This window comes from Paenibacillus albidus (assembly GCF_014644435.1).
In the GTDB taxonomy this organism is placed as follows: domain Bacteria; phylum Bacillota; class Bacilli; order Paenibacillales; family Paenibacillaceae; genus Paenibacillus_AQ; species Paenibacillus_AQ albidus.
The window spans coordinates 37,344-51,794 of sequence record NZ_BMKR01000006.1 but is presented as its reverse complement, the minus strand read 5'-3'; the positions used below and the strand labels follow the sequence as shown (position 1 = coordinate 51,794).

The window sequence follows — 14,451 nt, the reverse complement described above, 5'->3', positions numbered from 1 at the left end:
ACCTGTATAAATAGTTTCACCCAAGAGCTGAGCACTTAAACGTTTTAGAGTTACCTGATCTGATTCCCTGGTCAAAAAATTCAGCAAAAGATAAAAAACATATTGTAATCGCTTTTTTTTATGCTACAATAACAGTAATACAGGATTGTGACCGGTAACGCGGGCAATGCCTAAGCTGATTCGAGTATCATTTTTGATAATGATATTGGAATCAACTTAGGCTTTTTTTGTACAAACTATAGGGTAAGGAGGTGAGAGTGCGGTGATTATTGAGAAAGTGCTCAATAACAATGTCTTACTCACAAAGAATCAGAAGGGCAAGGAAGTTATTGTTATGGGCAGGGGGATTTCCTTTAATAAAGTGGCCGGGGATTATGTTGATCCCGAGAAGATAGATAAAATCTTTATGCTGAATGAGAACGAATTTACGGCCCGTTTAACAGAGCTGTTGAATGATATTCCGGTGACACATCTGGAGCTTGCGAATGAAATTGTGACCTATGCGAATGGAGTGCTGGGCACGGAGCTGAGCGACAACATTTATTTGACGCTGACGGACCATATCCATTTTGCCGTACAACGTCATGAGAAAGGCATTATGCTGAAGAATGCGATGTTGTTCGAGATCAAACGTTTCTATAAGAAAGAATTCTCGATCGGAATGGATGCGCTGAAGTTCATTGAACGGACGACCGGGCTGTCGCTTGGGGAAGATGAGGCAGGGTTCATAGCCCTTCATCTGGTGAACGCAAGAATGGATGGCAGTGAAATGAAGTCTACAATGAAGATGACCGAGATTGTCCAGAACATTATCAATATTGTGACCTATCATTATAATGTGGTTCTGGATGAGACCTCCTTGAATTATTCGCGCTTTTTGACCCATTTGCAGTATTTTGCGATGAGAGTGCTCCGCAAGGAGACCAATAACAGCGGCGAAGAGTTTCTGTACAACCAGGTGAAGAGCACTTACGTGAAAGCATTTGAATGTGCCACCAAGATCAACGGCTATCTCGAAAGCTCTTATGGACAGACTTTGAGCAAGGATGAATATGTGTACTTGACGATCCATATCCAGCGGGTGACGGAGCGCAACAGCCTACAATAGAATATTTCAGCGTACAGGGTGTAACTGGTAAGGCAGGCAAAACCTGAACTGATGGCAAAATGGCGTGAATCGGCGCTTATTTTACCTTGAGTTCAGGTTTTTCTTGTTTGCAGAGGTTAATTCGATGATTGCTGGCACATCTTATAACTGCTGCAAATATCCCCAAATACTAATGATGCAGAGGAGTCGTATATATGAGCAACAAAGAGCTATCCAAACAAATTATAACGCTCGTGGGCGGTGAATCGAATGTCAATTCCGTGTTTCACTGTGCCACCCGTCTAAGATTCAAATTAAAGGATTCATCCAAAGCCAATAAAGAGGCCCTGCAAAAAACACCGGGTGTCATCACGGTTGTGGAGAACAGCGGCCAATTTCAGGTCGTCATTGGGAACAATGTGGGTCAAGTGTTCGAACAAATCATGAAAGAAACCAACCTCCAGGATGCCGAACAAGGCAGCAAGGAGGACTCTTCATCGGACGCAGGTTTCCTGGGCAAAGCCGTGGATATCATCTCTAGTATTTTCTCGCCGATTCTCGGCGCTCTGGCGGGTGCAGGGGTTCTAAAAGGGCTGCTGGCCCTGATTCTGTCGCTGGGCTGGATCAATGGAGCCAGCGGGACGTACCTGATTCTGAATGCGGCCTCGGACAGTGTGTTCTACTTCCTGCCGGTCTTTCTGGCGATTACAGCGGCCCGGAAATTCAAGGCCAACCAGTTTGTTTCGGTTGCGATAGCCGGTGCGCTGATTTATCCGGCGGTGATTACCGCAGTTGGCGGAACGGAACCCCTGTCATTCCTAGGAATTCCGATTGTTCTGGTTAATTATTCTTCCAGCGTTATCCCGATCATTCTGGCGGTGTGGGTCCAGTCCTATGTGGAAAAATGGTTCCGCTCTGTCATTCATGAATCAGTCAGAAATATTCTCGTGCCGATGTTCGCCTTGCTGATTGTCATTCCCTTGACATTCCTGGCTTTTGGACCGGTCGGCTCCATGATCAGTAACGGTCTCGCAAGCGGGTATACCTGGCTCTACAATCTCAGCCCGCTGGTGGCAGGCGCCATTGCCGGCGCATTCTGGCAGGTTTTCGTTATATTCGGTGTTCACTGGGGATTTGTGCCCATTATGCTCAGCAATATTTCTACTTTGGGTTATGACACGATGCTGCCGATTCTTTCAGCAGCCGTTATGTCCCAAGCCGGTGCTGTGTTTGGGGTATTCCTGAAATCCAGAAATACGCAGCTGAAAGCACTGGCAGGCTCGTCTACCTTAGCCGCTGTATTCGGGATTACGGAGCCGACGATCTATGGGGTTACCTTAAAGTTGAAAAAGCCTTTCATCTATGCCTGTATCTCCGGGGCCATTGGCGGGGCGATCATCGGAATGGGCGGTGCAAGAGCCATTTCGTTCTCGCTGCCCGGTCTGCTGGCTCTGCCTACGTATTTCGGAACCGGCTTCTCGTGGGTGGTAGTTGGATTAGTAGTGGCCTTTGTGCTCGCGATCCTCTTGGTATATGTACTTGGCTTTGAAGATCCTGCTGAAACTGAAACCGCAAGCAGTACAACAGCCGAGACCTCAGTGGACCGTGTTGCTTCAACGGACAGTCTGATTGAAAAAGAAGTGCTGGTAAGTCCGCTCGCAGGTGCCGTTAGTCCGTTGTCTGAGCTGCCTGACGAAGCTTTTGCTTCCGGTGCAATGGGTAAAGGGATCGTAATCGAACCTTCTTCCGGCCGCCTGACTTCTCCAGTCAATGGTACGGTGACAACTGTATTTCCAACCGGGCATGCCATTGGCATCACGTCCAACGAAGGGGCGGAACTGCTGATTCATGTGGGTGTGAACACGGTCAAGCTGAAGGGCAAGTATTTTGATAAAAAAGTGCAGGAAGGCGATATCGTGAAGCAGGGAGATTTGCTGCTGGAGTTCGATGTAGAAGCTATCCGTGCGGCTGGCTTCGTAACGGCGACCCCTGTCATTGTCACCAATTCGGCCGATTATCTCGATGTGCTGAGCACTAAGGAACCGGAAGTGAAAAGTGGAGATTATCTGCTGACTGTGATGATCTAAAAAAACTAATGGAGAGGGGTTTATTGATATGACAAAAACTGTACAAGGATTCCCGAAGGACTTTCTTTGGGGAGGCGCCACGGCAGCCAATCAATTGGAGGGAGCCTTCGACGTGGACGGCAAGGGCTTGTCCAGTGCGGATATGGTCGCTTATATTCCCAAGGCGCTGCGGACGAATGACCACGCCATCGAGATTACTTCCCAGCGGATCGAGCAAATCCTGTCGGGAGAATTCGAGGCCCGTTTCCCCAAACGTGAGGGGATCGATTTCTATCACCGGTATAAGGAAGACATCGCATTGTTTGCCGAGATGGGTTTCAAAGTGTTCCGGCTCTCCATCAACTGGGCCCGTATCTTCCCGAACGGAGATGATGCCTTGCCGAATGAAGCAGGTTTGCAGTTCTATGATGATGTGTTTGATGAGCTGCATAAGTATGGAATTGAGCCGCTGGTTACATTGGCCCATTATGAAACCCCGCTTGGTCTGACCCAGAAATACAATGGCTGGGCCAGCCGGGAAGTGATTGGTTTCTTCACCAAATATGCTGAGACGGTATTCACCCGCTACAAAAATAAGGTGAAATACTGGATTACATTTAATGAAATCAATATGATGACCCTCAGTCCGTTCACGGGCGGCGGTGTGGTGATTGACCGGGTGGACAATAAGCTGCAGACGATCTACCAGGCGCTGCATCATCAGTTCATCGCCAGTTCCCTGGCCACCAAGCTGGTGCATGAGATTATTCCCGGCTCGCAAATGGGTTGTATGCTGGCCCGGATGGAGAGCTACGCGAATACCTGCAACCCTGAGGATGTGCTGAAGAATCAGCAGGAGAACCAAATGAACCTATACTTCACGGATGTTCATGCACGCGGGGAATATCCGCGGTATATGGAACGCTTTTTCGCCGAAAATAATGTGGCGCTTCAGAAAGAACCGGGCGACGATGATATTCTCCGGCAATATACTGTGGATTATGTAGCCTTCAGCTATTACATGACGTTGACCGTGTCAGCAAGCCCTGAAGGGGAGCGGGCGCAGGGCAACCTGTTTGGGGGCGTAAAAAACCCGTATCTGAAGGCTTCCGAATGGGGCTGGCAGATTGATCCGATCGGTCTGCGGATTATGCTGAACACGATGTATGACCGCTACCGCAAACCTCTGTTCATTGTTGAGAATGGCCTGGGAGCTTATGATAAAGTGGAAGCGGATGGTTCCATTCACGACACATACCGCATTGATTATTTAAGACAGCATATCGCCCAGATGAAAGAGGCGGTTAGAGATGGCGTGGAACTGATCGGTTATACAAGCTGGGGCCCTATCGACCTCGTGAGTATGTCCACCTCCGAAATGTCCAAGCGCTACGGCTTCATTTATGTGGATCTGGATGACGACGGCAACGGTACCTTGCAACGCTCCAAGAAAGATTCGTTTGATTGGTACAAAAAGGTGATCGCCAGTAATGGCGAGGAGCTGTAGAAATAATCTGCAGATGGCAACGGCAACTGAAAGATGAAGTGATATAAACAAATGGCAGGCCGGAACTGAAGCATCATGTTCCGGCCTGCCATTATTTTGTTAAAGATCTGTTGTGGGAGAGTAGAGTAAGCTGAGCGAAGGAAAGCTTATCATCGCCAAGCCGACAGAGAAGGCTCAGAGGGTGGCAGGAGAGCCGAGGGATTATGCACAAGGTTTCTACACAATCACTCAAATAAAAGCCCCCTGGGGAGAACCAGGGGGCTTTTACAGTGAAGTGGAGCTTTGAGGATCCCTTACTTTGCGGAGCAAAGCAGAGAGCCTCAAGGCGGGCACATGGCCAAACGCGCCGGTTGTCTGTGCCGTCACCGGATCTTGCTTCGGGTGTCCAGAGGGCTGAGCCCTTGGGGCCCTCCCCTCCCAAGGGAGGGTTTCCGGTGGGATATCCGGGATCAATCCATATAAATCTCCACAACCATCAAACTGCGGTCACGGGAGAGGTCGAGGAATTTCCCATCGCTCTGCACGAGCGGACGGAAAACATCGATGGGATTATTCATAATAATGGTGCCCATGTCGCCGGTATTCAGCAGTACACGTTTGCCGATAAAATTAGGCATCAAATGCTGGATAAAGGCTTGAACGGTCCGCGCATTCAGCTTGCCGAAGCTAAGGGTATGTAGCTCACGCAGAACGGAAATCAGCTCCTGCTTGGACTGGTAGACCCGCGGGGAAGTCATGGCGCTATAGATGTCAGCTACCGCAGCGATTTGGGCATAGGGGTGGATCTCTGCTTTGGTCAGCTTGCCGGGATAGCCGGAACCATCCTCACGTTCATGATGCTGAAGTGCAACCAATGCCGTATGATTGTCGTCCATGGAATTGCGGATAATTTCATAGCCATATGTAGTATGTTTCTTGACTTCCTCGAATTCTTCCACTGTCAGCTTGCCCGGCTTATTGAGCAGAGCGGCCGGCACACGGCATTTGCCGATATCAATTAAATATCCCGCCCGGCTGATCTCATAACATTCTTGCTTGGAATATCCAAGCCATGTCGCTATATAATAAGAGAGCATGCCCACTTGCAGCGAGTGGTTGTAGGTATAGTCGTCCTCATGGTCCAGCAGCAGGAGCAGTGAGACTACGTCTTTATGCTTGTCCAGTGTCTCCAGTGAAGGCTGGAGCACATCATCCACCAGGGATTGGTTGAAGCTGCCGGTCTTGAGCGCATCCATATAGGCAGACTCAAAGCCTTCGGTCATGGTATCGAAATGATGGGTCACTTTCTGGATTATGGAGGTCCTGTCCGGGAAGGCCGGCTTCTCCATCAGTCTTTCGATATCGACGTAATCTACTCCATGCAGAATAAGCTTGGAGATCTCATCCCGCTGCAGCTGTGTTCCTTTGGGTAATACATGGATCCCTCTAGTGCTAAAGGTATCTGAGTCTAAATAATCACCAGGCTTCAGATCTGTGACGTGAACTCTCAATGGTATGCCACCTTATTCACCGATTTTTTTCCAGCATAGCAACAAAATTGAGAATATTCAATGGTCAAGGAGTAATGGTTACAGGTAGTCTGAATTCAATGATTTGGGGTCCGGTGACACCCAATTTTCCCCGGAATCTCCGATATCTTTTTTCCAGACAGGAACGATTTGTTTCAGCTTTTCGATTGCAAAACGACTGGCTTCATAACAGATATCACGGTGGCCGGCGGATACGGCAATAATAACACTTGATTCTTTAAGGGTAACAAGTCCTATTCTATGCGTAATTGCGCAATGGGCATTCCAACGTTCGAGAACTTCCCGGCCAATCTCCTGAATTTTGGCTAAAGCCATGGGAACATAGGCCTCATAATGGAGGGCTACCGTGCGTTGGTCTCCGGTCATCTCGCGTGTAGTGCCGACAAAAACCAGTGAGGCTCCATGATTTGCATCCAGGACTTTGTCGAGCAGCTTCTGCGCATCGAGGGGTTGGTCAGTTATGCAGTAGAGGCCGTCAGGCGTTGACGCATGAACGGATTCCGGCTCGCCGCCGGAAACAGGGGGAATCAGCGCGATCTCGGCAGCTTCTGGAATCAGGGAGTCATCAGGAGCATATTCATGGTCTATGGCGACCAGGGACACCGCAATCTGGGAAGCGGCATCCGGATAGGCAGCGGAGAGGAGTTCTTTTAATTTTCCCGCGGTCAGGGGACTCTCCTGGGCATGAAAGGACAGCTGGGACAAACCGATAATTTCGGCCAATCCCGCAAATAGACGGACGTTGATGTGCATGCAGGTTCACCTCGTAATGATGTTTATTAGTGTCTACAATATACCATATTGGTCTTGAAAATGTTATGCTAGGCTTTATAAGATCACGCGCCTGCCGCTTCATTTGAAGAGTGGCTTTACAGGTGGGAGGGATGTTGCTTATGAGGCCCGAGCCCCAACGATTGACCCTGCTTCATACCAATGATATACATAGCCATTTTGAAATGATGAGCCCGGTGGCTGCTGTTATTGCCCGCTCCCGGAAAGAAGCTGGAGAGGGGCCCGTTCTGCTGCTGGATATCGGTGATCATATGGACCGTGCTGCCGTAGAGACGGAAGGCACCATGGGACAGGCCAACATCGACATTCTCAATCTGACCGGCTACGATGCCGTCACCATAGGGAACAACGAAGGGTTGACCTTCTCGCAAGACATGCTGTCTGCCGTTTTCTCGGGCCTGCAATGCCCTGTGGTCTGCTGCAATTTTGTGGAGACGGCAACGGGGATGCCACCGCACTGGATGAAACGTCATGCGATCCTTGAGAAGGACGGGATAAGAATAGGAGTAACCGGAGCGACGGTCGCCTTCGCTTCATTCTATTCGCTGCTGGGCTGGGATGCGCTGGACCCTGAGCAGGCACTGCTCGAGCAGTGCCGCATCCTTGCCCCGCAGGTGGACCTTCTGTTTGTGCTGTCTCATCTGGGGCTTCCGGCTGACCGGCTGCTAGCCGAAAGACTTGAAGGCGTGCACGCCATCCTGGGTGGCCACACCCATCATGTACTGGAAGAACCGCTGATGATCAACGGTACGGCTGTTTGCGGTGCGGGGAAATTCGGGCGTTTTGTGGGCCGCCTGGTATTCGAGCGTGAAGACTCTGCAGCGGAATTCCGGCTGGTTACGGGTGAGTGCCTTCCTGTTGATCCTGCACTCATCGAAGATTCCATCGGCCCGGCAGCGGCCACTCATCTGCGGCATGGACGTGAGGTGTTGCAGGAGACGGTAGCGATCTCCGACCGGGAGCTGGCCCTTGATCTGAAAGGGGAGTCACCTTTCGGGAATTTGCTGGCTCAAGCGGTCCGCCGGTTTACAGGCAGCCAGCTGGCTATTGTGAATACGGGCCAATTGCTTGGACCACTGCCGGAAGGGGAGATCACTTCCGGGATGCTGCACGGCCTCTGTCCCTCCCCCATTAATCCTTGTACGGTCAGGCTGAAGGGGCGCGATATCCGAACGGCCCTGGAACAGAGTCTGACCGAAGAATTCCGCAGCAAAGTCATCTACGGATACGGCTTCCGCGGCCATTACCTGGGCAGCCTGGCAGTGGATGGCCTGGACATATTGTACGATCCGGGCAGCTTGCCGTTTGACAGCGAGATGGTTGTGTATGTGGGTGGAGACCCCTTGGAGGATGAGCGCGATTATGACGTGGGGACCCTGGACATGTTCACTTTTCGGATCGGCTATGAGTCGCTTGCGAGTGGGGAGGATGCCGTATTCATGCTGCCGCATTTTTTGCGGGATTTGCTGCGGATAGAGCTGCAGCGGCCAGGCAGTCTTGAGGAATGCGGGAATATACGTTTTAAGAGTAAGCAGGGATGAGTCTGATTTATTAATCGGGAGGATGTTAATGGACACTATAACAGCAATTATATTGGCGGTGGTCGAAGGAATCACGGAGTTTATTCCTGTTTCCTCAACGGGCCACATGATACTTACAACCAGGCTGCTCGGGTTCGCCGAACAGAATTCGCTCATGAAGACGTATGAGATCGTCATTCAGCTGGGCGCTATTCTGGCGATTGCCCTGGTATACCGCCAGCGCGTGCTGAATTTGCTCGGGCTCGGGCGCCGCTCTCAGAGCAGGGGCGGCGTGATGCCGGCTTCCCGCCTGAATCTGCTTCATGTGATCCTGGGAATCGCTCCGGCCCTGGCCGTAGCTTTTTTTGCCCGGGATTTCATCAAAAGCTTGTTCGGAGCCACAACCGTGCTCTGGGCGCTTGTCGCAGGCGGGATTCTGATGATTATTGCCGAGTGGGTGAACCGGCGCAAGATCCGGATAACTGCCCATGAGCTGGATGATCTGTCCTACGGCCAGGCCTTGGCTATTGGCCTCTATCAGATTATTTCCGTATTGTGGCCGGGATTTTCCAGATCAGGCTCGACCATCTCCGGGGGAATGCTGAGCGGAGTCAGCTACAAGGCCTCTGCCGATTTCTCCTTCCTCATTGCCATTCCCATCATGTGTGCGGCCTCCGGCTATGAGCTGCTCGATTCGTACCGGGATTTTACAAGTGATACCATCGGTTTCTTTGTGGTTGGATTTCTGGTTTCATTTGTAGTGGCTTATGCTGTGGTTATCTTGTTCATGAAATGGATTCAAAAAATCCGGCTCACCCACTTTGCCATTTATAGATTTATTCTGGCAGCCGTCTTCTGGTTGTTTATTATGCGTTAATTGTGGCAGTAATTTACCGTTTAGGGCAGGAGTGAGCACAAGTTGCGTTTAGTAGCCGTGAACCAGCTTCAGGCGGGAATGAGGCTGGGTAAAAAAATATATAATGATGAAGGCTTGATCCTGCTGGCCGATGGTGTGGAGCTTACCGATTCGCTGATCAAGCGTCTGTTCTTAATGGACATTGGCTATGTCTACATAGAAGATTCCATTACGGACGATATTGTCATTCCCGAAATGCTCCAGGACGAGACCCGTAATCAGGCACTCAAAATTATCCGTAAAGAGTTCAAGCAAATGTCTGGCGCCTCAGGTATCACCAAGGGTTTTTATCATCTGGATAAAAAATTCTCCAAAATTATGGATTCCATTCTCGGCGATCTTTCTACACAAGAGGACCCGATGATTATGCTGATGGACATGCATACGGCCGATAACTATCTGTATGCCCATTCGCTTAATGTATGCTTGTACACATTGGTGCTTGGCATTGCCCATGGATACAGTCAGGAAGAGCTGCATGTCATAGGCATGGGCGCCTTGCTGCATGATATTGGTAAAACACAAATCCCGGCCAAAATTGTGCATAAGCCGGGGATGCTGAGCGACGAGGAATTTCGTCATATGAAGGCCCATACCGAAATCGGTTACCGGATCCTCAAGGATGAACCGAATATCCCGCTGCTTGCGGCACATTGTGCCCTGCAGCATCATGAGCGTATTGACGGCTCCGGTTATCCGCGTGGCCTGAAAGGGCCGGAAATCCATGAATACGCCAAATGGCTGGGGGTGGCCGATTCCTATGATGCGATGACCTCCAACCGGATTTACAAAAAAGCCATGCTGCCGCATCAGGCGGTAGAAGCGCTTTATGTGGGTTCGGGTACGCTATATGAACAGGAACAGCTGGAGTTGTTCAGGGACCGTGTGATTATTTATCCAATGGGGCTGACAGTGAGGCTTAGCAACGGCGAAAGTGGTGTGGTAGTCAAAATAGACCCCACTACCCCGCACAGACCGGTGGTTCGTGTGCTTACCGGCCCTGAAGGGGAGAAGGTGGCCCCGTTTGAAAGGGACCTTGGAACTGCTCTCTCCATAGTTATTGTTGATGTGGACGGGTCGGGATAAGCAGGCTAAAGACATTATTGTATTTACCTCGAGAAACGGTGCCTCCTGGAAGGATGGCCAAGCCGTTTCTTCTTGTTTTTATGGTTTTTTTCATGGGCATGGTATGATACAGGGTAAGTCAAATAATTCTTTTTAGATTTTTTGGGTTAATATAAGGAATAAGCTTTAAAGGAGCAATAGTTAATGAATGTACTTAAACCAATGACCACTTCCTTGCAGGAGTTGTCTCCAAGTTATGATCCATGGGACCCGATTACTTCTCTGCGCAAGCATGGCCGGCATGTGCTGACCAGTGTGGAGATGACGGTTACCAACCTATGCAATATGCGGTGTGAGCACTGTGCCGTTGGCGACAGCTTGACGATGAAGGAAGCCGAGATGCTGCCGCTGGGGAGTATGCTGGACCGGCTTGAGGAAGTCGAGCATCTGGAGACCATCAGCATTACCGGCGGGGAGCCGATGTTTCGTGCTTCTACCGTTGAGAATACCATTGTCCCTTTACTGAAATATGCCCGGGAACGGGGGATCAGATCGCAGATCAACTCCAATCTGACAATGCCATATTCCCGTTATGAGCAGCTGCTTCCGTATCTGGACGTGATGCATATTTCGTTTAACTATGTGAACGGAGACGACTTTCATGAAGTGGGTTTCGCCAACAGCGGTCACCCGGTATCCAAGGAAGCGGCCTACCGTTTGTACGACACGATGCTTGAGAATTCCCGCCGCCTGAGCGAGGATGGCATGCTGATCTCAGCAGAATCCATGATTAACTATCGTACGCACACCAAGCTGCCGGAAATTCATAAGCTGATCGGTGATATGGGGGCAAGGCGGCACGAAGTGCATCCGATGTATGCTTCCAGCTTCGCCTCCTCACTGCCGGTGCTGTCGCTGAAGGAAATGGCCACGGCCATCCATTCCTTGCTGGACCGGCGCGACCCGGAGATGTGGATGCTGTTCGGTACGCTGCCGTTTTTTGCCTGCAGCTTCCTGGAAGAAGACCAGAAGCTGTTGCGCAGGCTGCGGACGGAACAGAACGTTACGCTGCGCAATGATCCCGATGGACGTAACCGGGTGAACGTGAATCTGTTTACGGGCGATGTGTTCGTTACCGATTTTGCAGATATTGCGGCTTTCGGGAACATTGCAGGCCAGAAGCTGGATGATATCTTTACAGAGTGGCAGATCAAACATCCACTGAACCAAAAGGTCAACTGCCACTGCGATGCAGCCGGCTGCTGCGGACCCAATCTGCTGGTGGCGGATATGTATTATCCGGGCGTGGATTTCAAAACAAGAAAAGCGATCACTCTGTAGAAATGAGGCGTTGTTATCGTGCATACGGAATTTGAAGTAGGAAGATTGCTTCTTAATCTTTTGCTGGTTCTGGTGCTTGTATTACTAAATGGTATATTTGTCGCCGCAGAGTTCTCACTGGTGAAGGTTAGGCAGTCACGCCTGACCCAACTCGTCAGTGAAGGTAATCGAATGGCCGGGTATGCGCTGAAGGTTAATAAGAAACTGGATTCCTATTTATCCGCTACCCAGTTCGGGATCACCCTGGCTTCACTGGGCCTCGGTTGGGTGGGAGAACCGGCGATCTCTGAGCTGCTGGTTGAACCGCTGATGATTCAGCTTGGCGTCACGGACCATACGCTGATATCTACCGTATCGGTCGTTATCGGATTTTCCATTATTACCTTTTTACATATTGTGCTTGGAGAGCTGGCCCCGAAATCTTTGGCGATTCAACGGACAGAAGGTTCCGCGCTCATCTTGTCAGCTCCGCTGATGTTTTTTTACAATCTGTTTCTGCCTGTTATCTGGGTGCTGAATGCCTCAGCCAACAAATTGCTGCGATTGTTCGGAGTCGAGCCTGTCAGTGAAGCCGAGGCAGCCCACTCTGAAGAGGAAATCCGGATTCTGATGAACCAGAGCGCCAAAAGCGGGGTGATCGACAAAGATGAAATGAAGCTGATGGACAACATCTTTGAATTCTCCGACCTGCTGGCCCGTGAAGTGATGCTGCCGCGTACCGATATGGATGTGCTCTACAGCAATCTTCCGCTGGAAGACAACATGCGGATTATCACCGAAACCAAACATTCCCGTTATCCGGTAGCGATGGAAGACAAGGATCGCATTATCGGCTTTATTCATATTACAGACCTGCTGTTTGCACCGCCGGAACAGCAGAATGACCTGACAACGATTGTCCGCCCGATCCTGAATGTCCCTGAATCCATGGAGATCAGCCATGCGCTGCGGCTGATGCAGAAGAATAAAGCCCAGCTTACCCTAGTGGTTGATGAATACGGAGGTACGGCCGGGCTGCTGACGGCAGAAGAAATTCTGGAAGAAATCGTCGGCGACCTGCATGATGAATTCGAGGATGAACGGCCCAGTGTAGAGCGCAACGGAGAATATATCTCCGTAGAAGGCCGTATGCTTATTGAGGATGTCAACGACCTGACCGGTGTCATCATTGAGGATGAAGAAGTCGATTCTATCGGGGGTTGGCTGTTCAAGGAGCTGGAGGGCAACCCTGCCAAAGGGAAACGCGTGACCGTGGGCAATGTTATTTTTGAAGTAGAGGAATCCACCCGGCTGCGGATTACAAGAATCAATATCCACCGGGAATCTCCGGCAACGGATGCCGGTGAAGCCGCGGAGCTGGATGAGGACAAGGAATAACGGCTGTTCAATATAACGATTAGGCGGTCGGTTCATAGGCCTGATCATACAAAACCCTTGCCCAAAGAGCGTGAAGAGTTCCTGCCGGTAAGGGTTTTGTTGTGCTGTAATGTGCTGAAATGTGCTGAAATGTGCTTTATGGAGCCCCGCTCCGGGCAAATCTAATGTATTTAGTGCAGCAGAATCGCACTTAGAGTGCTCAAAACTGCGTTCTGATGTATTTGCTACAGCAGCATTATAGAAAATGGGCGATTTTCGATTTTTTTAGTTTTTCTGATGCACAAAATACACTCAAATCGAAAATCAGCCTCATCTACTCGCAATCTGATGCACAAAATACATTCAAACCAGTTGAGATCTTGAATCGGGTCATTCTTATATTTCGTCTCTGTATTCCTCCAGCATATCACCTTTCTACAGCTGTTCTGCACGGATAAGTTCTCCGGGCGATCGCATCATCCCCTTGACATCGGGTGCTCAATAATTCAGAATATGAGTAAGTTGTCTAGAGGAGTATGAAGATAATATGAATCTAATGTCAAAAACTGCACTCATTAAGCAGCAGCTGATTCAAATGATCAGCGAGGGAACTTACAGGGTAGGTGAGCGGCTGCCCTCAGAGCCCGAAATGTCCAAAACCCTGGGAGTCAGCAGGGAAACGTTCCGCGATGCGGTGAAGCAAATGGAGCTGGAGGGACGCCTGCTTGTAAAACATGGGGTCGGGACCTTCGTTATTCAGCCGCTGCCCGGCATTCCGAGCAGCCTGGACCGGTTGTCCAGCACCGGTGAGATGATAAGGTCGGCGGGGCTAGAGGAAGGCGAGAGCCGCATTTCGCTCCAGAAGCTGGAGAGCTCCCGTGAAGTAGCACAGAAGCTGGGGATTAAGACGGGAGATCCCGTGATGATGCTGGAGCGCATCCGCACTGCCGATGGAGAACCGGTGGCTGTAACCATCAATTATTTTCATCCCCAGCGGGTGGGAGATCTGTTTGAACGCTTTGATTTTTCGGGTTCCCTGCTTGAATTTCTGGAGCTGCATCTCTCGATCCGAATTGTGAAATCGGACACCGAGATTACGGTTCCGCTCCATGTGGACCGGAACTGCCAGAAGCTGCTTATACATCCTGCCACAACGGTTCTTCTGTTTAAGCAACTGCATTATGACGAAGAGCATCAAGCCATCTTTTATTCAACGGATTATATGCGCAACGATGTGTTTACCTTCCAGATCCGCCGCACCCGCAATTGATG

Annotated in this window: 11 protein-coding genes; 9 read left to right on the top strand and 2 right to left on the bottom strand. The window is 50.3% G+C overall.

All coding sequences use genetic code 11. The features are described 5' to 3' along the window. Positions 1–262 precede the first annotated feature (262 nt). From licT to IEY53_RS08395, 3 genes are all read left to right on the top strand, one after another. A complete protein-coding gene (licT, locus tag IEY53_RS08405) occupies positions 263–1,108 on the top strand; it encodes a BglG family transcription antiterminator LicT (protein WP_189023871.1) in 846 nt (281 codons plus the stop codon). A gap of 194 nt (positions 1,109–1,302) precedes the next feature. Continuing rightward, complete coding sequence (locus IEY53_RS08400) at positions 1,303–3,174, top strand: beta-glucoside-specific PTS transporter subunit IIABC (RefSeq protein WP_189023863.1); 1,872 nt, start codon at positions 1,303–1,305, stop codon at positions 3,172–3,174. 28 nt (positions 3,175–3,202) lie between these two features. Further along, positions 3,203–4,660 (top strand): glycoside hydrolase family 1 protein, encoded by a 1,458-nt coding sequence (locus IEY53_RS08395; protein WP_189023861.1) that lies wholly within the window; start codon positions 3,203–3,205, stop codon positions 4,658–4,660. Positions 4,661–5,109: 449 nt separating this feature from the next. On the opposite strand, the gene IEY53_RS08390 is transcribed toward IEY53_RS08395, so the two are convergent. Both IEY53_RS08390 and IEY53_RS08385 read right to left on the bottom strand, forming a co-directional pair. Further along, a complete protein-coding gene (locus tag IEY53_RS08390) occupies positions 5,110–6,150 on the bottom strand; it encodes an HD-GYP domain-containing protein (protein WP_189023858.1) in 1,041 nt (346 codons plus the stop codon). 78 nt (positions 6,151–6,228) lie between these two features. Beyond that, entirely contained in the window at positions 6,229–6,942 is a 714-nt protein-coding gene (locus IEY53_RS08385) for a molybdenum cofactor biosynthesis protein (protein ID WP_189023856.1), read from the bottom strand. Between the two features lie 140 nt (positions 6,943–7,082). Here IEY53_RS08385 and IEY53_RS08380 point away from each other — a divergent pair, with 140 nt between their 5' ends. The 6 genes from IEY53_RS08380 to IEY53_RS08355 all read left to right on the top strand — a co-directional run bounded on the left by IEY53_RS08380 (position 7,083) and on the right by IEY53_RS08355 (position 14,449). Beyond that, entirely contained in the window at positions 7,083–8,522 is a 1,440-nt protein-coding gene (locus IEY53_RS08380; protein WP_189023854.1) for a bifunctional metallophosphatase/5'-nucleotidase, read from the top strand. A 28-nt stretch (positions 8,523–8,550) separates the two neighbouring features. After that, positions 8,551–9,378: an undecaprenyl-diphosphate phosphatase gene (locus IEY53_RS08375; RefSeq protein WP_189023852.1), complete on the top strand. Its 828-nt coding sequence runs from the start codon at positions 8,551–8,553 to the stop codon at positions 9,376–9,378. A gap of 42 nt (positions 9,379–9,420) precedes the next feature. Beyond that, positions 9,421–10,503, top strand: coding sequence for an HD-GYP domain-containing protein (locus tag IEY53_RS08370; RefSeq protein ID WP_229696050.1), 1,083 nt, complete (start codon positions 9,421–9,423; stop codon positions 10,501–10,503). A 183-nt stretch (positions 10,504–10,686) separates the two neighbouring features. Next, positions 10,687–11,823 carry a radical SAM/CxCxxxxC motif protein YfkAB gene (yfkAB, locus tag IEY53_RS08365; protein ID WP_229696049.1) on the top strand — a complete coding sequence of 379 codons (1,137 nt, stop codon included), beginning with the start codon at positions 10,687–10,689 and terminating at the stop codon, positions 11,821–11,823. 18 nt (positions 11,824–11,841) lie between these two features. Continuing rightward, positions 11,842–13,200 (top strand): hemolysin family protein, encoded by a 1,359-nt coding sequence (locus IEY53_RS08360; RefSeq protein WP_189023850.1) that lies wholly within the window; start codon positions 11,842–11,844, stop codon positions 13,198–13,200. 526 nt (positions 13,201–13,726) lie between these two features. Then, positions 13,727–14,449, top strand: coding sequence for a GntR family transcriptional regulator (locus tag IEY53_RS08355; RefSeq protein WP_229696048.1), 723 nt, complete (start codon positions 13,727–13,729; stop codon positions 14,447–14,449). Positions 14,450–14,451: the final 2 nt, after the last annotated feature.

What these genes read in the sequence shown, in the direction of transcription:
- IEY53_RS08375 (WP_189023852.1), top strand. Translation starts at nt 8,551, where the DNA reads ATGGACACTATAACAGCAATTATATTGGCGGTGGTCGAAGGAATCACG.
- IEY53_RS08385 (WP_189023856.1), bottom strand. Translation starts at nt 6,942, where the DNA reads ATGCACATCAACGTCCGTCTATTTGCGGGATTGGCCGAAATTATCGGT.
- IEY53_RS08395 (WP_189023861.1), top strand. Translation starts at nt 3,203, where the DNA reads ATGACAAAAACTGTACAAGGATTCCCGAAGGACTTTCTTTGGGGAGGC.
- IEY53_RS08400 (WP_189023863.1), top strand. Translation starts at nt 1,303, where the DNA reads ATGAGCAACAAAGAGCTATCCAAACAAATTATAACGCTCGTGGGCGGT.
- yfkAB (WP_229696049.1), top strand. Translation starts at nt 10,687, where the DNA reads ATGAATGTACTTAAACCAATGACCACTTCCTTGCAGGAGTTGTCTCCA.
- IEY53_RS08380 (WP_189023854.1), top strand. Translation starts at nt 7,083, where the DNA reads ATGAGGCCCGAGCCCCAACGATTGACCCTGCTTCATACCAATGATATA.
- IEY53_RS08355 (WP_229696048.1), top strand. Translation starts at nt 13,727, where the DNA reads ATGAATCTAATGTCAAAAACTGCACTCATTAAGCAGCAGCTGATTCAA.